The organism is Flagellimonas sp. (assembly GCF_965601775.1).
Taxonomy (GTDB): Bacteria; Bacteroidota; Bacteroidia; order Flavobacteriales; family Flavobacteriaceae; genus Flagellimonas.
The window spans coordinates 1250759-1271662 of sequence record NZ_OZ271837.1 but is presented as its reverse complement, the minus strand read 5'-3'; the positions used below and the strand labels follow the sequence as shown (position 1 = coordinate 1271662).

The following is a 20904-nucleotide window of genomic DNA, read 5'->3' as shown; positions in this document are numbered from 1 at the left end:
AAAATAGTGGAAAGTAGTCAGGTAGAACAAAACTGCTAAGAAACTTAAAGCCTCTTGGCATTCTTTACTTTCTTGTCCGTTATCGCAATATCAATTACTTCGCTCATCTCCGTTACATAGTGGAAGGTGAGCCCCTTCAGATAATCTTCTTTAATCTCATTGATATCTTTACGGTTCTCTTCGGAAAGAATAATTTCCTTGATTCGAGCGCGTTTGGCCGCCAAAATCTTTTCCTTGATTCCGCCGACCGGTAATACTTTACCTCGCAGTGTAATTTCACCAGTCATAGCCAAGCTCTTTTTCACCTTTTTCTGAGTAAACAAAGACACCAGAGATGTCAACATGGTAATTCCAGCACTAGGTCCATCTTTGGGTGTAGCCCCTTCAGGAACATGAATGTGAACGTTGTATTTGTCAAAAACTTCGGCATCGATTCCGAAAGTATCTGCACTGGATTTGATATACTCCATGGCAATGGTGGCAGACTCCCTCATCACCTTACCTAAATTTCCAGTAATGTTTAGCCCCCCCTTTCCTTTGGAAAGAATGGATTCTATGAAAAGAATATCACCCCCAACACTGGTCCAGGCCAACCCGGTTACCACTCCGGCTACATCATTGTTTTCATACTTGTCTCGCTCCAAGCGTGCCGGTCCTAAAATCTTCTCCACATCCTCATTGGTCACTTTTACATGGTACTCCTCCTCAATTGCAATGGACTTGGCCGCATAGCGAACCATCTTAGCCAATTGCTTTTCCAAGCTTCGCACTCCAGATTCACGTGTATAGCCCTCTACAATTTTTTCCAATTGTGGTTTGCCTATCCTCAAATCCTTTGCAGAAAGCCCATGTTCCTTGAGCTGTTTAGGTAACAAATGGCGTTTGGCAATCTCCACTTTCTCCTCTATGGTATATCCGGTAACATTGATTATTTCCATTCTATCCCTCAAAGCAGGCTGAATGGTACCCAAGTTATTTGCTGTGGCGATGAACATCACTTTGGAGAGGTCATATCCCATCTCCAAGAAATTATCATAAAACTCACTATTTTGTTCAGGGTCCAAAACCTCCAACATAGCCGAAGAAGGGTCACCTTGATGGCTATTGGAAAGCTTGTCGATTTCATCCAAAATAAAAACAGGATTGGAAGTCCCTGCCTTTTTTAAACTTTGGATAATTCGGCCCGGCATAGCCCCGATGTAGGTTTTCCTATGCCCTCGAATTTCAGCTTCATCCCGAAGTCCACCCAGAGAAATACGAACGTATTCCCTTCCCAAAGCCTCAGCTACCGATTTCCCTAACGAAGTTTTACCTACTCCAGGAGGGCCATACAAACAAAGGATAGGCGATTTCATGTCGTTTCTGAGTTTCAAAACTGCCAAATATTCTATGATTCTTCGCTTAACATCCTCTAGACCATAATGGTCCCTATCCAAAATCTGTTGGGCTTTCTTTAAATCGAATTTATCCTTGGAAAACTCATCCCATGGCAAATCCAAAAAGAGGTCCAAATAGTTTCGCTGAATGGAATACTCTGCGACTTGAGGGTTCATCCGCTGCATTTTGGCCAACTCCTTTTCAAAATGTTGCTTGATTTTCTTGCCCCATTTTTTCTTTTTGGCCTTCAACCGCATTTCGTCAACTTCTTCCTCATAAGACAAACCGCCCAATTCTTCTTGGATGGTTTTCATCTGCTGATGCAAGAAATACTCGCGCTGTTGTTGGTCCATATCATTTCGCACCTTGGACTGAATATCGTTTTTCAGTTCCAATTTCTGAAGTTCGGTATTCATGAACTTCAAAGTGGTCATCGCCCTTTCCTGAAGATTTGGAATCTCAAGCAGTTTTTGTTTGTCCTCTACGGAAAGGTTCAAATTAGAGGACACAAAATTGATAAGAAAGGAATTACTCTGGATATTCCGAATTGCGAAAGTGGCCTCGGTAGGGATATTTGGATTATCCTTAATGATTTTAAAGGCCAATTCTTTGATGGAATCGATAATAGCCCCAAATTCGTCGCTCTTTTCATCCGGTCTTTCTTCCAAAGCTTCCTTAACGGTTGCGGTCAAATATGGGGTTTCCTCCACGACTTGATCTATCTCAAATCGTTTTTTCCCCTGAATAATCACCGTAGTATTGCCATCAGGCATCTGAAGTACCCGTAAAATTCGGGCCACGGTACCTAATCTATTGATGTCTTTAACCCCGGGATTTTCGACCTGCTCATCTTTTTGTGCAACTACCCCAATGGTCTTGCTACCATTGTTGGCATCCTTTATTAAATTAATGGACTTGTCCCTACCTGCGGTGATAGGTATTACCACACCTGGAAATAAAACCGTATTCCTTAGTGGAAGTACGGGTAACGTTTCGGGTAATTCCTCCCGATTCATTTCTTCCTCATCCTCCGGAGTAAGTAACGGAATCAATTCCGCCTCATCATCCAATCCCTGCATGGCTAAACTGTCAAAAGTTGATATCTTGATTTCTCCCATAGTATCTTTTTCGGACATTTTGTCATTTTGGACAAAATGCATCTTTACTTTAAGGTACTTTCCTTCTCGTATATCCTCGCTATCCCAACTACTTAGGGTTTTTAAAGTACCTTTTCACTACCAAAAAGGCAATTCCTATGCCATGAATTTTAAAAAAAATCAAAAAAGTGTAACAATCCATACCTTCACCTCTCTTTAGAACAAATCAATCATTTTTTGAGCCACCAAAATGAACATACTGATGCATTGCTTCAAGCATGCTTAAAAGGCAAGCAAAGTGCGCAAGTTGAAATTTACAACAGATACTATAAAGCCATGTACAACACCGCTTTTAGAATTGTAAAGGACACTGCAGAAGCTGAAGACGTCATGCAGGAATCGTTTTTGAACGCGTTTACGAAACTGCACACTTTTAAGGGGGATGTCGCCTTCGGGGCTTGGTTGAAGCGAATTGTAATTAACAACAGTATTTATCATTACAAAAAACAACAGAAAGCAAGATCCATGAATTTGGATGAGGTAATGTACAAGGTCGAAGATAATGATGAAGTTGCTTTGAATGACAATGGTTATACTGAACTAAAGGCTCAAAAAGTGATGGAAACCATGAAAAGTTTAAAAGACAATTACAGAGTTTCTTTGACCTTACATTTAATCGAAGGCTATGATTACGAAGAAATCAGTGAAATTATGAACATTAGTTATGCCAATTGCAGAACGACTATTTCTAGAGCCAAGGAAAGTCTGAGAAAAAAATTGACCGTAAATGCTTAGTTATGAAGAAAGATAATTTAGACGACTTATTTGAAAGGCTTCAGGGACAATTCGATATCGAAGAACCCGGAAGCGGTCACCAAGAACGTTTTTTAGCTAAACTGAACCAATCGAAGGGAGTGGTTTCACTTCCTCAAAGAAAAAACAGAGTGTGGAAGCCACTTTCCATAGCAGCTTCTGTGGTCTTGATATGTCTTTTAGGGTTACAGATTTTCAATTCAGAACCTTCCATTAAGGAACAGGTTGTGGAGATTGCTCCGGAAGTTTCAAAGACTGAGTTCTACTTTGCGAGCCTCATTGAAGAACAGGTACAAGAATTGAAAGATGCCAAATCCCCTGAAACGGCAAGACTCGTTGATGACACCCTTATACAATTGGATAAATTGGAAACTGATTATAACAATCTAGAACAAGAGCTTATCAATGGTGGGGACAGTAAAATTATCCTCAATGCCATGATAACCAACTTTCAAACCAGGATAGACCTTTTAAAAGAAGTATTACAAAACATTGAAAATATCAAAAACTTAAAATCATATAATGATGAAAACTTTACTATATAAAAACTTTCTTTTCCTTTTGTTGGCGATTCCGCTGACGGTGTCTGCTGGTGAGGATAACAAGGATAGATTAAACGGAAAATACACCAAAGAGAAGACCATTAAAAAAGAGTTTGACGTGAACTCCAATGCCTTGCTGAAAATAAACAACAGCTACGGTAACCTAAATTTAACTTCTTGGAATGAAGATAGAGTGGTTATTGAAGTACATATCAAGGCCAATGGAAACAATGAAGAACGTGTTCAGGATAGATTGAACGAAATTGACGTTGATTTTGATAGCAGCGCCAACCTAGTTTCCGCTAGAACCCGTTTCGGAGATAAAAAGAATAATTGGGGTTGGAAATGGAACAAGAAGAAGAATGTTAATGTTCAAGTGAACTATACGGTAAAGCTACCTGTAAAAAACAGTGTGGGTCTAAGTAATGACTACGGAAATATCTATTTGGATAGAATTGATGGGCATGCCAAGATAAGCTGCGACTATGGAAAAATGGATATTGGCGAGCTACGTGGTCGAAATAATGAGCTGCGATTTGATTATACCTCGCGTTCTACCTTTGAATTTATCAATAGTGGTGAAATAATTGCCGATTACTCTGGTTTTACGGTAGAAAAGGCTGGCGATTTAAAAATTAATGCAGACTACACCAATGCTGTAATCAAGGAAATGGGGAATTTGGAATATTCAAGTGATTATGGTTCCATTCAAGTGGATGAAGTAAACAGCGTAAAAGGTGTAGGAGACTATATCGGAGTAAAATTGGGCACGGTGCATGGGGATGTAGGGATAACCTCCGACTATGGTTCTATCAAAATCGGCGAAATGGCAGCAGATGCGGGAGACATCAACATTAAATCAGATTATACCGGAATCAAAATTGGCTATAATGAGGGATATCATTTCGATTTCGATATCTCCACGGAATATGCGGGAGTAAGTGGCCTTAGTAATTTTGAAGTACAAGTAAGCAAGGAGAAATCCAGTGAAAAGTACTATAACGGGTACTATGGAAATGACAACTCCGGAAACGTGGTTCTTATCAATAGCGAATACGGGGGAGTGACTTTTTATAAAAACTAAATATCAATACTAAGAAAACACAACTATTATGAAAAAGCTTATAACACTATGTTTGGCATTATCCTTTGTAGCAGTATCCCATGCACAATGGAAGCGAGTTAAAGGAAACGGGAATGTGGTTACAGTAGAACGCTCCGTGGGAGAGTACGATGCCATTGCATTGGCTGGCTGGTTCGATGTAGAATTGATTTCAGGCGCCGAAGGCGAAATTACCTTAAAGGGTGAATCAAATCTTCTGGATTACATCAAAACAGAGGTAAAGGATGGTAAGTTGGTCGTTAAAACACAAAAAGGAGTTAATCTTAAACCTTCCAGCTGGAAATCGGGAATATTGGTTGTTGTTCCTGTTGAATCGGTTAATGCAGTTTCACTTTCTGGTTCCGGGGATATTGTAGGTAGGACAACGCTTAAATCAGATACTTTTGAGACTAGAATTTCTGGTTCCGGAGATGTCGTTTTAGATATAGAGGCCAATAGCGTGGAAGCATCTATGTCCGGTTCCGGAGATATGAAATTGAACGGTAAAGCTTCGGATTTAGAAGTTCAGGTTTCAGGTTCCGGTGATATCAACGCCTATGGCCTGGAAGCAGACAACGTAAAAGTTCAGGTTTCAGGTTCTGCTGATGTAGAAGTTACAGCCAATGAAAGCATTAGTGCCCGAGTATCCGGTTCTGGAGATATTAGCTACCGAGGAAATCCAAAGAAAATCGATACAAAAAGTTCTGGTTCTGGAGATATCTCTAGTTACTAGTAGGAGTTTAAGCACCAATCAAAAAACAACAAATCATCAATCGAAGAAAAAACGGGCTTTTGGCCCGTTTTTTTATTTCTAAGTCCTTTGCAAAAACAGATTATTCCATCCAGACTAACAAGACCGAAGATGCTAGGAAGGATTATGTTGTGGTTTGAAAAGTCATTCTACTTTTATTGGAAGTATGCCATTTTTCCAATTTTTCAGCAAGTTCGCCAATGGTAAATGGTTTGGTTAAATAGTCATCCAATCCTTGCTCGATATATTTTTCAGAATCACCTTGTAAAGCGCTGGCACTAATTCCAATCATTGGAGGTAATTTGTCATAATTTGTTTTTAAGCGCTGCATCGCTTTGATTCCATCGAGTTTTGGCATATTCACATCCAATAAAACAATATCGAAACGATTTTCCTGGAACTTTTCTATTAACATTTCGCCATCATTGACAATTACAGTCTTACATCCCAATTTGTCCAACATGTGACCATAAACGGCGCACAGGGTTTTATTGTCTTCCGCCATCAACACCCGAATGGACAAGCCTTCTGGATGGGACGGAGAAGAAACCGTTTGTTCATGAGTATTCTTACTTTCTATTTTCTGTGTCTTAATGGTAAACCAAAAATTACTTCCTTCTCCAAGCTCGCTAAGCACACCCAATTCCCCATCCATGTACTCAACCAATTTTTTGCATATACTCAAGCCTAAACCTGTACCTTGCTTCCCGCAAGCTTCATCTTCCTCCACTAGTTGCGAATACTCTGAAAACAAGGCTTTCATATTCTTATTTGAAATACCCATTCCCTGGTCAATTACTTCAATTTTTAGTATTTCCCCCTTTATCTTATCCGGAAATGAAACCTTGATGTCCACATTTCCTTTTGATGAAAACTTCACAGCATTGCCCACCAAGTTGGACAATACCTGTTTTAATCTTACCTCATCAAGCAAAAGATATTTCGGAACTTCGGAGTCCACTTTGGTGGATATGCCAATGTTTTTCGATTCCCCAACTGCCAGAAAAAGTTTTCGGACATCCTCCACGATTTCCCGGATATTTTTTTCTTTGTAATCAAACGAAAGTTTTCCCGCCTTCAGTTTTGAAAAGTCCAAGATATCATTGATTATTTTCATGAGGTCATTGGATGAGCTCTGTATAATGTCCAAGTATTTACTGTCTTTTTTATTGAAGTCTTGGCTTTTGGACAATAAATCGATTACCCCAATTATACCCGACATAGGAGTACGAATCTCATGACTCATGTTGGCCAAAAAAATATCCTTGAATTCCATCGCCTGATTCAGCTGATTGTTTTTCTCAGCTACTTTATCCATGGCCCTACCTCCAAATGATGCAAAAAGTCCCAGAAAAAAAGGTGCGGTATCGATGATGAAATGAATGGGAAAGTCTTTATGGATTGCCAAGACGTTTTCAAAGGTAAAGTCTAAATCCAATCGGTACAGGTCTATTGAAACCGCAATCATGGGGAACAAAAGACCAAAAATTGCTCCAAACAATGCATAGCGCGCTGTATGAGTTTTGTGCCAGACCAGAGCGTCCTTTCCTAGCTGTAAATTCTTCATTGTGTTTAAGAAAACGGAATGAAATAAAAATTATTTTAAACCTCAAACACCCCGATTACCATCGAAACATGGACGTGTATATCCAGAGAAGTGTTTTTAATTATCTTGTCTCTTTTCAACTCTTAACAACAAAACTACTCCTATTAAAAAGAAAATCCCCAAAAAGATGGTGCTGTTTCGCATACTACCTGTCAGTTGTGCAATAATACCATACAGGAATGTTCCTATGATGATGCCTATTTTTTCAGCTACATCATAAAAGCTAAAAAAGGAGGTAGTATCCGTTGTTTCAGGTAGAAACTTGGAATAGGTAGAGCGAGAAAGGGCCTGAATACCGCCCATCACAATACCCACAAGTCCTGCAGCGATGTAGAAATCCATGGGTGTTTGCAGGAAGTAGGCATAGATACATAGGAGTACCCAAAAAATATTGATGACCACCAAGGTCCTGATATTTCCGAAAGTACGAGAAGCCCTTGCAGTGGCTGTGGCCCCAAGTATGGCTACCACTTGAATGACCAAGATACTTATGATTAGGCCTGTTGTCCGTTCCCCATCTGTCCCCCAGTTTATTTCCTCCTCGCCAAAATAGGTAGCAATCAACATAATGGTTTGTACCGCCATACTGTACACAAAAAAAGCGCCTAAATATCTTTTTAGCTTGACTTCATCCCCTAATTGTCTCCAAACACTTTTTAATTCCTTAAAACCATTGAGAATAATATTGGTACGTTCCCCTTCGCGCTTATATCCTTTGGGTAAATGTTTAAAGGTGTATTGACTAAACAATGCCCACCAGATTCCAACCGAAATAAAGGAATATTTCATGGCCTTGATTTCAGCTACTTCTCCCCCACTATCGGTAATCCCAAAAACAGCAGGCTGCATAACCATCGCTAAATTGAAAATCAAGAGAATTACACTGCCCACATAGCCTAGTGAAAACCCTTTTGCACTAATACCATCTTGTTGCTCAGGATAAGCGATATCTGGCAAATACGAGTTATTTATGGCAAAACTTACCCAAAAACCTACCAATCCAAAGAAGTAACAAATCAATCCAAAATAAATATTCTCTAAAGAGAACCAATAGAGACCAATACAGGAGGCAGCCCCCAAATAGCAAAAAAACTTGAGGAAAATTTTCTTGTTACCCGTGTAGTCCGCTATTCCAGATACCAAAGGAGTCACAATGGCAATAAATACAAAAGCCAATGAAGTGACATAGCTAATCAATGGAGCTCTTGCTATTTCGCCTCCAAAAAGGGTTACTTTTTCAATCTCAGCTGCCCTAAAAAGTGCACCATAAAAAATGGGGAAAACCGCGGAAGAAATTACCAAACTATAAACTGAATTGGCCCAATCATAAAATGCCCAAGCATTCAATAGTTTTTTACTTCCCTTCATTGCCAGTACCTGAGCCATACAGATTAAAATTAAAAAAACGTCAGTTCAACAATTCAGAAAATCCATTGGGTTTATCCTGGACTTCTTTAAGGTTGAAATGACGCTTTCAGTTTAGTGGTTTTTTTATTTAAAGGAGGTAACCCCAAATTTAGCTGCCTCTTTTTTGGCTTCTGGAGCCCAAGCCATCAAGTTATTGATACGTGTGTCATTTGAAGGATGGGTACTTAAAAACTCAGGGGGAGCTTGGCCGCCAGAATTGGCCTTCATTCTACGCCAAAGATTTGCGGCCTCATCCGGATTGTATCCAGCAATGGCCATTATTTGCAATCCTATTCTATCGGCCTCAGTTTCATGACTTCGACTAAAAGGTAACATAACTCCCACCGAAGAGCCAATTCCATAGGCCTGATTAAAGGTATTACGCGTTTCTGGGTCCTTGATGGCTACATTTCCAGCTACCGCCCCCAACTGTTGCAGCATTCCAGCACTCATACGCTGCGCTCCATGGTCGGCCAAAGCATGTGCTACTTCATGGCCCATAACAACGGCAATTCCTGTTTCACTTTGCGCAATGGGTAAGATACCCGTATAAAAAACGATTTTACCTCCAGGCATACACCAAGCATTTACGGCATCGTCTTGAACTAAGTTGTACTCCCATTGATAATCCTTTAAATAGCCTGGATGACCATTGGCGTTAAGCCATCGTTCCGCTGCTGAAGCTATTCGCTGGCCAACTGCTGTTATCATCTGCGCATCCTTTGTCCCCGTAATCACTTTATTTTCACCCAAAAACTGGTCGTATTGGGCAAAAGCTGTTGGGAATATCTGACTGTTTGGATAAAAGTTAAGTGTACTTTTTCCAGTGAAAGGATTGGTTTTACAGGCAACGACTCCAATAAAAACCAAAACCGTTAAAAATAATCTTCTCATAAAATGGGTGTGTTTAGTATGAGTAAATTACGAAATTTATTTTCCAATAATATGTAACTCGGTGAAATCCTTACTTATCTCAACCGTATTATCCCCATTCAGTTTAACCTCCTTTAAATCCACAATCTCGTTGTCAACTTCAATGGTTCCAATTTTAAAAGGCAGGCCATGAAAAGTCATTTTTATCTTTTCGTATGAAGTGATAAAGTTTCCATCTTTAAATTGCTGTATAATGAGTTCATTTTCCTTTCCGCGCAGCCTAAACTTGCGATGACTGTATCTTCCTTTTTTATAGTCATACCCATCTTGCTGGTCCTCATATACACTGGAGTTTTCAATGCCCTCTTTGTAATAAATATCCATCTGAAGTTCCTTTATTTCCTTTTCCCCTACATATTGCTGAACGGGGTATTTTGGAATCATAGCACCTTCTTTTACAAAAAGCGGTATCTTATCCAATTCAGCAGGTACCCATTTTTCAATCCCTCCTTCAACCATTTCATCATTCCAGTAATTGTACCATTTCCCTTTAGGGAAGTACATACGCCTTCCTTGCGCATTGGGTTCTTGGACAGGACACACCAAAAAGTGCTCCCCAAATAGGAACTCGTCGGTCCGGAAATGTGTCTGTGTATCCTCTTGGTCATAGAAAACCAAAGATTGAATCATAGGTATTCCCGTGTTTATGTATTTATAAAACAGGGTATAGATATAGGGTAAAAGTTGGTACCGAAGCTCGATAAAGCTTTTTACAATATCCGTTATCTCTTCCCCAAAAGACCAAGGTTCCTGATCTCCATGATCTCCACTGGAATGTACTCTACAGAAAGGATGAAAAATAGCCAATTGCATCCAACGTGCAAAAAGCTCGCCATTGGGCTGCTCAGCAAAACCTCCAATATCCGACCCAACAAACGAATATCCACTCATACACATGCGTTGCATTTGAACATTGGCAATCCAAAGGTGTTCCCAGGTTGCCACATTATCTCCAGTCCATGTCGCGCAATACCTTTGCGTTCCTGAGTATGCTGCGCGGGTAAGTACAAATGGGCGAAGCGGGAACATAAACTTTTTCACTCCGTCGTAGGTGGCTCGAACCATTTGCATGCCATAGATATTATGTGCCTTTCTATGACTACAAGGATGCCCATCATAATCATGGCGAACATCAAGATTAGCGGTTTTGGTGGGCACTTCCATAACGGCGGGTTCGTTCATATCGTTCCAAACTCCTTTCACTCCCATTTCGGAAATCATTTCCTTGTAGAGACCTCCCCACCATTCTCGAACCTCGGGATTTGTGAAATCTGGAAATTTACATTCACCTGGCCAAACTTTACCCTTAAAATGTGGGCCATCCGCCCTTCGGCAGAAAAAACCATTGTCCATAGCCTGTTGATATACCCAATATTCCCTATCAATCTTAATTCCTGGGTCAATCATAGTAACAGTTTTGAAACCATCGGCCTCCAAATCGGCAATCATCTTCTTGGGATTAGGAAAATAGCGGTTGTTCCAGGTAAAGCATCGGAATCCCTCCATATAATCGATATCCAAATAAATTGCATCACAAGGAATCTTACGTTTTCTAAATGTTGACGCTATTTCCTTTACTCGTTTTTCCGGATAATAACTCCATTTGGATTGGTGAAAACCTAGAGCCCAAAGTGGCGGAAGTTCTGGAACCCCGGTCAAGTCGGTATAAGCTTCGACCACTTGTTTCATTTCAGGACCATAAAAGAAATAGTAGTTCATTTCCCCTCCGTCAGCCCAAAAACTCGTTACATTTCGTTTTTCGTTAGCAAAATCGAAGTAAGTACTGAACGAATTATCAAAGAAAATCCCGTAAGCAATGTTCTCTTTGAGACCAATATAAAATGGAATGGCTTTGTATAAAGGTTCCTGATCTTTACCATAGGCATAAGAATCTGTAACCCAATTATTTACACGTTTTCCTTTTAAGTTCGTGTGGGAAGCTTTGTCCCCCATTCCGTAATAACTCTCCCCGGAATGGCACACTTTGCTCATCTTAACGATATTACCTCCGTAATCATAGTTTTCTTCCCAATGAAAACCGATTTCGTCCTCACTAAGGATAACATTTTCCATGTCCACAATCTGTATCTTAAGGTCGGACTTGTTTACATAGACCTTAATTTTGGAAGTGGTAATCACATATTCTGGAATCTCTTCCTTTACCTCAAGGTTATTGTATCCTAAACTGACATCATCACTGATGGCATAGGAAAAATCGGGTTCAAAAACGTGTTCCGTGGCATATCTAAATCGAATGGCGCTGTCCCGTAGGATAGTAATCTCTAAAATGACGCCATTCTGGGTAGTGAAAAATATCTTGTCGTTTTCATGTTTGAAATCAACAATGTGGTTGGGGTATTGATTTCCTCTATTAGCAATTTCTGTATTAGTAATCATTGTTGGTCAATTGAGAAAGACAAAAGAAACACATTACTATGAGAATTGAAAAAGATGTTTTGAACAATAAAATTGTAGGAAAAAAGAGAAAAAGTTTATTTATAAACAATTACACTCAAGGGTGGTAGGGTCATGTTCACTGATTTTGGACATCCATTCCACTCTTTTGCTGTTGGTCGCAACGTTTTTTTACCGATTCCACTACCTGCGTATTTAGCATCATCACTATTGAAAAGCAGCTTCATCTGCTTGGTTTTATGTACACCTACTCTATAGTTTTCACGAGGTACGGGTGTAAAATTGCAGACCACAATTAGATCATCCTCAGGGTCGTTACCCATGCGCTTATAGGAAATCACGGTATTTTCCTGATCGTTATATTCAATCCATTGAAATCCTTCTGGACTGAACTGTTTTTCATATAGAGCCGGACTTTCTTTGTACAACTTATTTAGGTCTTTGATAGTCTCCTGAATTCCAGAATGGAAGTCATACTGGGTTAAATGCCAATCCAGACTGTTTTGAAAATCCCATTCCGAAGACTGCCCAAACTCTCCGCCCATGAATAACAGATTAGCACCAGGGTGTGTAAACATGTAACCGTATAGCATTCTAAGATTAGCGAACCTTTGCCACTCATCCCCAGGCATCCTGTACAAGAGCGAGTTTTTACCATAAACTACCTCATCATGGGAAAATGGCAACATAAAGTTCTCAGTAAAAGCATAAGTCATGCTAAAGGTGATATTATTCAAGTCATATGATCGGTAGATAGGTTCTTTTTTGAAAAACTCCAAAGTATCATGCATCCAGCCCATCATCCATTTCATACCAAAACCGAGTCCTCCATAATGAACCGGTTTGGAAACTCCAGTAAATGCGGTGGATTCCTCTGCTATGGTCTGTATCCCCTCGAAACTCGCATACACTTCTTGATTCATTTCCCGTAAAAATGACATGGCTTCCAAGTTTTCGTTGTTGCCATACATATTGGGTTCCCATTCACCATCCTCACGCGAATAATCCAGATACAACATGGAAGCTACCGCGTCAACGCGCAATCCGTCGACATGATATTGATCCAGCCAAAAAACGGCATTGCTAATCAAGAATGCTCTGACTTCATTTCTACCGTAATTAAAAATCAAACTTTTCCAATCTGGATGATATCCTCTGCGCCTATCAGGATGTTCGTATAGATGAGATCCATCAAAAAAACCAAGGCCGTGTGCGTCTTCAGGGAAATGGGAGGGAACCCAGTCCAAAATCACTCCGATACCTTTTTCGTGGAATTTATCGACCAATAGTTTGAAATCTTCCGGTTTGCCGAAACGCGAAGTTGGGGCAAAATACCCTGTAAGTTGATATCCCCAAGATGGGTCATATGGATATTCCATTATCGGCATGAATTCCACATGAGTAAAGCCCATATCTGCCACATAATTTACCAATTCATCTGCCAATTCAATATAGCTGAGAGATTCCCATCCATTTTTCTTCTTCCAAGAACCGAGATGTACCTCATACACCGAATAGGGTTTATCCAGAGCGTTATGCTCAGTACGGTTCTTCATCCAGGATTCATCCTTCCATTTGTAGGAAGCGTCCCAAACCACCGAAGCCGTATTGGGAGGGATTTCACAATATCTTCCAAAAGGATCTGCCTTTTCCGTCCAAATATCGTTATGGTGGGATTGAATTTTGTATTTGTATAGCGTTCCCATATCCACACCTGGGATAAAACCTTCCCAAATCCCACTTTGGTCCCATCTTACATTCAATTCGTGCTCTCCTGCCTGCCAGTGGTTAAATTCCCCAACTACGGAAACCGACTTGGCGGAAGGAGCCCATACCGCAAAGTAGGTTCCCTTTTTTCCATCTACTTTGGTCAAGTGAGCACCTAGTTTTTCGTAAAGTCTAAAATGCTTTCCTGATTTAAAAAGATTGATATCGAAATCGGTAAAAAAGCTATGTGGAATTACTGCAGCCATGTTATTTGTTATTTATTATTCCCATAATACCACGCAGGGGTATTACCGCCCATAAGGGTCTTGAATTCATTTCGTATCCCAATTCGTACACCGCTTTTTCGAGCATACAGTACTCAAGCAAAAAAATACGTTCTTGGGTGTATCCTATATTAATGTTGTTTTGCTGAATCAAATCTACGTAGATGGCGTAAAAAACATTGATAAAATAGGTGTATAAAATTTCCCCCGCATGAAAAAGTTCTTCCTGCGAATAGGGGTATTTGCCTTCATTATTAAAAATTGTGGCATAAACCGCATAATGAAACGACCTAAAAATACCTGCCACATCTTTTAAAGGGGGTTGTTTTACCTTTCTGTCGCGAATGGTACTCTCGGGTTCACCCTCAAAATCCAATAAATAGAAATCATCGTCTTTCACCAATACTTGGCCCAAATGATAATCCCCATGCACTCGCAACCGTTCTCCTTTGAGTTTGGTCCAGTCAAAACCAACAAATCGCTTTCGGATTTCGTTCTTTCGTTCTAAGAATTCATTGGCAAGCTCGGCAGACATGCCAGATAGTCTACCAATGTTGTTTTCTACAGTATTTAATCGGTTTTGGAACTGATATAACAAACGATTTTTGAGCCATACTTCGTAATCTCCATTAAAATGTTCTGGAGTAAAGGCGGTTTCTTCAAATTCAGAACCCAAAGCTACATGCATCTCGGCCGTTCTTTTGGCCAAAGTTTGAAGCTTTAAAAAGATGTTCAATCCAACCCAATCAATAATTTGTGGTGGAACATCTGCTATTTGTAATCTTTCAAATAACTCGGTTTTGGGAAGAGAGTATACATCCAGTTTTTTTCGCTCCAGACATTGAAAAACAATGTCAATCTCCTTCAACATGAATTCCCATGCGTCTCCTTCATTGGGTACCATCTCTTGCATCAAAGCAATTGTAATATTGGCATTATCTGAATCGATTATACTCAAACTTCCCATATAGGCCGGGGTATTTTTGTACTCCTTTTTTTCCGAAAGGAAACGACTCATTTCATAATCGGGATTTTTATCCGCATAAATTCGTCTAAAAAACTTAATTACGTATTTGTCGTTCATGATGATTGAGGTGTTGCTCTGCTCCAACCCGATAAATCGTGATGAGCTGTACTCCGTATCTACAAAATTTGTGCTTTTATGATATCTGACCCGCGTAGTATCATTGGGTTCGGCCGTTACCAAACGTTCAAAGACCAGTTTCCTGAAAGCCTCCAAATTCAGGGCATCTATGATAAAACCATCCTGACCATTGAGCTTTAAAGGGAGTATCCTGTCTTTTTTGGCAAAATTTTCATCCGACACAAAAGCTATGGGAAGGAAGTAATGTTGGTAAAAGGCTTCTTCAAAATTTATTTCCAAAATCAACCCATAATAGACCTCACCGTGCTGCTGAATCCGAAAGTGCTCCTGAAGCTCAATATATTTTAACTTGCTAGACTTCCCACCATACCATCGTTGACGAACCACATAATCCTGTAAGACTGTGGATAAAAACACCTCGGTAAAGCTGTTGTCATCCAACAATTGTTCCCATGCTATATTGAATTCGTACGGTGGTTTCAAACTAAGTTCGTGTTTGATTAATCTTTTATGATATGGAACAAGTGAAAGGGTAAATTGGGATGTAGTTCCACAAAATTCCATTCGTCATGCCAATGATACTCATTTTGCGTCATTTCGTCTTTGATGCGTAATCCCTGCTCTTGAGTCAAACCCAATTCATGGAAGGGCACTTGCACTGTTCCTTGCCGCATATGATGAGAATCCAGGCTCACTATAATCAACATCTCATCCGTCTTGTCATCGTTCCATTTGTAAAATGCCATAAGATGATCATTCTCAATATGGCAAAACTTAATATTATTGGTCTGCTGAAGCGCCTCATGCCGATGTCTCGCTTCATTTATTTTGGTGATATAGTGGGTCAATCCATTTTCGATGTTCCAGTCCCAATGTCTCACTTCATATTTTTCGCAATCCAAATATTCCTCTTTTCCGGGTAACGCATCAGTGACCATATACTCAAATACAGGTCCATAGATACCCAAATTACCACTCAATGTTGCAGCCAATGCATATCTGATGATATGCATAGATTCATTGGCACCCTGTAGATGATAAGGATTGATATCCGGCGTATTCGGCCAAAAGTTAGGTCGGTAATATTCCCGCATTTCAGTTTGGGTAAGCTCCGTAACATATTCCGTCAATTCGTGCTTTGTGACCCTCCATGTAAAATAGGTATAGGACTGGGAGTATCCTTGTTTGGCTAGTTGTTGCATCACCTTTGGCCTCGAAAATGCTTCGGCCAAAAAGAGTACATCGGGATGTTCTTTTTTAATTTCAGAAATCAACCAATGCCAGAAATAATAGGGTTTGGTATGCGGATTGTCCACTCGAAACACTTTGACTCCAAAAGCAATCCAATACTGTACAATAGTCAGTAGCTCTTCCCAAAGTGCCTTGTATTCTTTTGTCTCAAAGTAAAAATTTACAATGTCTTGATACTTTTTTGGAGGGTTTTCTGCGTATTGAATGGTGCCATCGGGTCGTTTTCTGAACCATTCAGGGTGGTCTGAGACATAAGGGTGGTCTGGTGCTGCTTGAAATGCAATATCCATCGCCATTTCAATCCCTAGGTTACTTGCTTTCTTTATGAGTTTTTTAAAATCCTTTTCCGTTCCTAGCTGTGGATGGATGGATTTATGACCTCCTTGTTTGGAACCAATACCCCACGGTACTCCAGAATCTCCTTCATGGGCATCTACTGTATTGTTCTTTCCTTTTCGGTTGACTTCCCCAATCGGATGGATTGGAGGAAAATAAAGGGTATCAAAGCCCATTTTGGCAATTCTGGGCAACAACCGCTCACAATCCTTAAAAGTACCGTGTTGCCCTTCTTCTGGGGCTGATGAACGCGGAAAAAACTCGTACCAAGTGCTAAAGTTTGCCTTTTTTCGGTCCACATATACCTGAAGTTCTTGACTTTCATTCGCCAAGATGCGCTGGGGATATTTTAAAAACCATGTTTTCAAGGTATCGGAAGCGGCAAAATTGACTGCTTCTTTGTAAGCAGATTCATCCTCAAATTTTGAAATCCATTCCTTCAACCATTTCTTGTCCTCTGGACCTGTCTTTTTGGCCAAAAACTTTAAATATTGAATCCCATCGAGCAATTCGCTCTTAAGATGCTGCCCATCGGCCAGTTTGGCTTCCACCCCGTGCTGCCAATTCAGGGCATAATCTACCCAGCCTCTTATTTTATAGCTGTAGAAACCTTGTTTTTCGACTTTAAAAGTCGCTTGGTATACATCATTTCCCAGATGCTCCATGCGGACATCAGCATATTTTTTTTGGTTTTCGTGTCTGTAAAGCAGTTCAGATTGTATTACATCATGCCCATCTGGAAGAATATCGGCTGTAACCTGAACACGCTCCCCCACGGTTCTTTTGATGAAAAAACGGCCAGATTCTATTTGCGGGGAAATATTGTCAATTACTACACGCTGCTGTCTAAACATAGTTGAGTCAAGTTGGTCTTTGTCATAAATATAGAAATTAAACCCACATTTTTAGGGCTGTTGCGCCATATTTCCTTTTGCAATCGTTATAACCCATGAAATTATGGCCCGCTTTTTGTTTTACTAGTGAAAACATACAAAAGAGTTCAAATCAAAAAAATCAAGAACATGAAAACAATCAATACAATACTCGGTGCATTTTTAGTCTTTTTCATAGTAGCCTGTGAAGGTCCAGCAGGGCCTCCCGGTTTTGACGGTCTAGATGGATTGGATGGTTTAGACGGGGAACCCGGAATTCAAGGGCAAGTCATTGAAGTAGATGGAGTAAACTTCGGTTTTGACCCTGATGCCAACTTATTCAGTACCATTATTGCTTTCGGAGACGTTACCACTTTTGAGGTTTTTGAGTCTGACGCTGTTTTGGTGTATCGATTTGACGGAACGGTTGATTTAGATGATGGCAGTACCGCTGATGCTTGGAGCCAACTTCCTCAAAACTTTTTCCTGCCAGAAGGAACCCTGCAATATGTATTCGCCCATACTTTTGTGGATGTAGAGTTATTTATTGATGGGAATTTTGACCTATCTACTTTAAGTACTGATTTTACAGACAATCAGTCGTTTAGGATAGTTATTGTACCCGGTATATTTGCGAATTCATCCCGAATGGACACCTCAAACCTAAGTGCAGTCATGTCCGCAATTGGGGTTGATGAGGACCAGGTTAAAAAAATTCAGCTTAACTAAAAAAAAGCTTACTCATTCCAAAAGCCCTGCATTCGCAGGGCTTTTTCATTTAACATTGATGGTTTTTAAGGCCTATTTTTGAAAGGATAATCAAAAATTGCGTCTAATACAGAAAAGAACATACGTGGGAAAAAATTTGCTTTGGATGGCCCTAATACTAATTGCTGGATGTAAGGGTGTAGTTCAGGAACAGAATAAAGAAATAGCAGCAACAAAAGAATTTCCAATCTCCAAAACAGATGCAGAATGGAGGGCGCAACTAACCGATATGGAATATTATGTGTTGCGCAAAGCCGCTACCGAAAACGCCTTTACCAGCGAGCTTTTAGACATTAAGGAAAAGGGGACCTATGTGTGCGCAGCATGTGCTACGCCTCTATTTCGAAGCGAACATAAATTTGATTCTGGAACGGGATGGCCCAGTTTTGACAGAGAGATTGAGAATAGTGTTGGTTATGATGTGGATTATAAAATTGGCTATGCCCGGACGGAAGAGCACTGTGCTACTTGCGGGGGGCATTTGGGGCACGTTTTCAATGATGGCCCAAGGAACACTACGGGCAAAAGACATTGTATTAATGGGGCTGCATTGAACTTCATCCCAGATTCCCAATAAATCTCTTAACTTACACAAAAAAATACCCGCCATTGAAAAAGTACGCTGTAGAAAAAACCGATGAAGAATGGAGAAAACAGCTTTCTCCCGATGAATATCGCATTTTAAGACAAAAAGGAACGGAGTACCCGCATACAGGGGAGTTCAATCTTCATTTTAATAAAGGGTCATATCACTGTAAAGCCTGTGGCGCCAAACTGTTTGAAAGTGATAACAAATTTGAAAGTGGGTGCGGTTGGCCTTCTTTTGACCAAGCCGTGGAAGGAGCTATAGAGTATATTCGGGACACTTCGCATGGTATGATTCGGACCGAAACCGTATGTGCCAACTGTGGTGGACACTTGGGACATGTTTTTAATGATGGTCCTCGAGAGACTACAGGGCAACGGTATTGTATCAACTCCCTGAGCATTGATTTTGATGCTACGGATGAGTAATATCCGTTTCAATCTTTTCTAAAATTACCTACTTGGTATTTGGTATTTGAATTCCGTATTTTTGCACCTGCCTAACCGTAAGGTGAGGTGTCAATCATAACAACTAAAATTTAAAAGGGATGAGCAATTTTGATGTAATTGTTTTGGGAAGTGGTCCTGGAGGCTACGTAACTGCCATTAGGGCATCACAACTTGGTTTTAAAACGGCCATTGTTGAAAAAGAAAGTCTAGGTGGCGTCTGTTTAAACTGGGGATGTATTCCTACCAAAGCATTGTTGAAATCCGCTCAGGTCTTTGAATATTTAAAACATGCGGAAGATTATGGATTGAGCGCCAAAAAAGTGGAACATGACTTTGATGCTGTTGTTAAAAGGAGTCGTGGAGTGGCGGATGGGATGAGCAAAGGTGTTCAATTCCTTATGAAGAAGAACAAAATTGAGGTATTGAACGGATATGGTAAGATAATGCCTGGAAAAAAGGTGATTGTCAAGGGCGAACACGGTGATCCGGCTGAATATACTGCCGACCATATTATCATTGCGACCGGTGCCCGAAGTAGAGAATTACCTAGCCTTCCGCAGGATGGAAAAAAGGTGATTGGTTACCGTGAAGCCATGACCTTGGAAAAGCAACCTAAAAAGATGATTGTAGTCGGTAGTGGGGCTATCGGCATCGAGTTTGCCTATTTCTACAATTCCATGGGGACTGAAGTAACTGTGGTTGAATATCTTCCCAATATTGTACCTGTTGAAGATGAAGAAGTTTCCAAACAGTTGGAGCGAAGTTTCAAAAAATCGGGCATAAAAATTAAAACCTCATCGGAAGTTACCCATGTGGACACTTCAGGTGATGGTGTCAAAGCAACAGTCAAAACTTCAAAAGGTGAAGAAATCCTTGAGGCTGACATTTTACTTTCAGCAGTGGGTATTAAATCAAACATTGAAAACATTGGATTGGAAGATGTTGGGATTGCCGTAGACCGAGATAAAATATTGGTGAATGATTACTACCAAACCAATATACCTGGATATTATGCCATTGGAGATGTGACTCCTGGACAAGCGTTGGCGCACGTAGCCTCTGCTGAAGGTATTCTTTGTGTTGAGAAAATCGCAGGAATGCATGTAGAGCCTTTGGATTACGGCAATATTCCAGGATGTACTTATTGTATGCCAGAGGTTGCTTCTGTTGGTTTGACGGAAAAACAGGCCAAAGAGCAAGGCTACGATATCAAAGTAGGGAAGTTTCCTTTTTCTGCCAGTGGAAAAGCTAAAGCTTCAGGAAACGCTGACGGGTTTGTTAAGGTCATTTTTGATGCCAAATACGGCGAATGGTTAGGGTGCCATATGATTGGTGCCGGAGTTACGGATATGATTGCTGAAGCCGTAGTGGGTAGAAAATTAGAGACCACCGGTCACGAAATTTTAAAGGCGGTTCATCCGCATCCAACAATGAGTGAAGCGGTAATGGAAGCTGTTGCTGCTGCCTATGACGAAGTAATCCATTTATAAAAAGTCTTCTTTG

16 protein-coding genes are annotated in these 20904 nt (G+C 40.3%); 8 read left to right on the top strand and 8 right to left on the bottom strand.

The window, feature by feature from the left end; all coding sequences use genetic code 11:
* Window positions 1-44 precede the first annotated feature (44 nt).
* Window positions 45-2495, bottom strand: coding sequence for an endopeptidase La (gene lon, locus ACSLUF_RS06020; RefSeq protein WP_435625815.1), 2451 nt, complete (start codon window positions 2493-2495; stop codon window positions 45-47).
* Window positions 2496-2711: 216 nt separating this feature from the next.
* Between lon and ACSLUF_RS06015 the strand changes: the two genes are divergently transcribed.
* From ACSLUF_RS06015 to ACSLUF_RS06000, 4 genes are read left to right on the top strand one after another with little or no spacing between them, the layout of a single operon-like run.
* Entirely contained in the window at window positions 2712-3269 is a 558-nt protein-coding gene (locus ACSLUF_RS06015) for an RNA polymerase sigma factor (RefSeq protein WP_435625208.1), read from the top strand.
* A gap of 2 nt (window positions 3270-3271) precedes the next feature.
* Complete coding sequence (locus tag ACSLUF_RS06010) at window positions 3272-3832, top strand: hypothetical protein (RefSeq protein ID WP_435625207.1); 561 nt, start codon at window positions 3272-3274, stop codon at window positions 3830-3832.
* Window positions 3813-4913, top strand: coding sequence for a hypothetical protein (locus ACSLUF_RS06005; RefSeq protein ID WP_435625814.1), 1101 nt, complete (start codon window positions 3813-3815; stop codon window positions 4911-4913). The genes ACSLUF_RS06010 and ACSLUF_RS06005 overlap by 20 nt, the downstream gene beginning before the upstream one ends.
* Before the next feature lie 28 nt (window positions 4914-4941).
* A complete protein-coding gene (locus tag ACSLUF_RS06000) occupies window positions 4942-5664 on the top strand; it encodes a head GIN domain-containing protein (RefSeq protein WP_435625206.1) in 723 nt (240 codons plus the stop codon).
* 142 nt (window positions 5665-5806) lie between these two features.
* On the opposite strand, the gene ACSLUF_RS05995 is transcribed toward ACSLUF_RS06000, so the two are convergent.
* From ACSLUF_RS05995 to ACSLUF_RS05965, 7 genes are all read right to left on the bottom strand, one after another.
* A complete protein-coding gene (locus ACSLUF_RS05995) occupies window positions 5807-7249 on the bottom strand; it encodes an ATP-binding protein (protein ID WP_435625205.1) in 1443 nt (480 codons plus the stop codon).
* Window positions 7250-7345: 96 nt separating this feature from the next.
* Window positions 7346-8674: an MFS transporter gene (locus ACSLUF_RS05990; protein ID WP_435625204.1), complete on the bottom strand. Its 1329-nt coding sequence runs from the start codon at window positions 8672-8674 to the stop codon at window positions 7346-7348.
* 105 nt (window positions 8675-8779) lie between these two features.
* On the bottom strand, window positions 8780-9589 hold the full coding sequence (locus ACSLUF_RS05985) for a M48 family metallopeptidase (protein WP_435625203.1): 810 nt from the start codon (window positions 9587-9589) through the stop codon (window positions 8780-8782).
* A 36-nt stretch (window positions 9590-9625) separates the two neighbouring features.
* Window positions 9626-12025 (bottom strand): glycoside hydrolase family 31 protein, encoded by a 2400-nt coding sequence (locus ACSLUF_RS05980; protein WP_435625202.1) that lies wholly within the window; start codon window positions 12023-12025, stop codon window positions 9626-9628.
* A 95-nt stretch (window positions 12026-12120) separates the two neighbouring features.
* Window positions 12121-14016, bottom strand: coding sequence for a 1,4-alpha-glucan branching protein GlgB (glgB, locus tag ACSLUF_RS05975; protein WP_435625201.1), 1896 nt, complete (start codon window positions 14014-14016; stop codon window positions 12121-12123).
* 1 nt (window position 14017) lies between these two features.
* Entirely contained in the window at window positions 14018-15622 is a 1605-nt protein-coding gene (locus ACSLUF_RS05970; RefSeq protein WP_435625200.1) for a trehalose synthase, read from the bottom strand.
* 17 nt (window positions 15623-15639) lie between these two features.
* Entirely contained in the window at window positions 15640-17580 is a 1941-nt protein-coding gene (locus ACSLUF_RS05965) for an alpha-1,4-glucan--maltose-1-phosphate maltosyltransferase (protein ID WP_435625199.1), read from the bottom strand.
* A 168-nt stretch (window positions 17581-17748) separates the two neighbouring features.
* Here ACSLUF_RS05965 and ACSLUF_RS05960 point away from each other — a divergent pair, with 168 nt between their 5' ends.
* The 4 genes from ACSLUF_RS05960 (at window position 17749) to lpdA (ending at window position 20891) form a co-directional block, all read left to right on the top strand.
* A complete protein-coding gene (locus ACSLUF_RS05960) occupies window positions 17749-18327 on the top strand; it encodes a collagen-like protein (RefSeq protein WP_435625198.1) in 579 nt (192 codons plus the stop codon).
* Window positions 18328-18472: 145 nt separating this feature from the next.
* On the top strand, window positions 18473-18943 hold the full coding sequence (msrB, locus tag ACSLUF_RS05955; protein WP_435625197.1) for a peptide-methionine (R)-S-oxide reductase MsrB: 471 nt from the start codon (window positions 18473-18475) through the stop codon (window positions 18941-18943).
* Between the two features lie 32 nt (window positions 18944-18975).
* Window positions 18976-19380, top strand: coding sequence for a peptide-methionine (R)-S-oxide reductase MsrB (msrB, locus tag ACSLUF_RS05950; protein WP_435625196.1), 405 nt, complete (start codon window positions 18976-18978; stop codon window positions 19378-19380).
* Between the two features lie 119 nt (window positions 19381-19499).
* Window positions 19500-20891 carry a dihydrolipoyl dehydrogenase gene (gene lpdA, locus ACSLUF_RS05945; protein ID WP_435625195.1) on the top strand — a complete coding sequence of 464 codons (1392 nt, stop codon included), beginning with the start codon at window positions 19500-19502 and terminating at the stop codon, window positions 20889-20891.
* The last annotated feature ends 13 nt before the right edge of the window (window positions 20892-20904 follow it).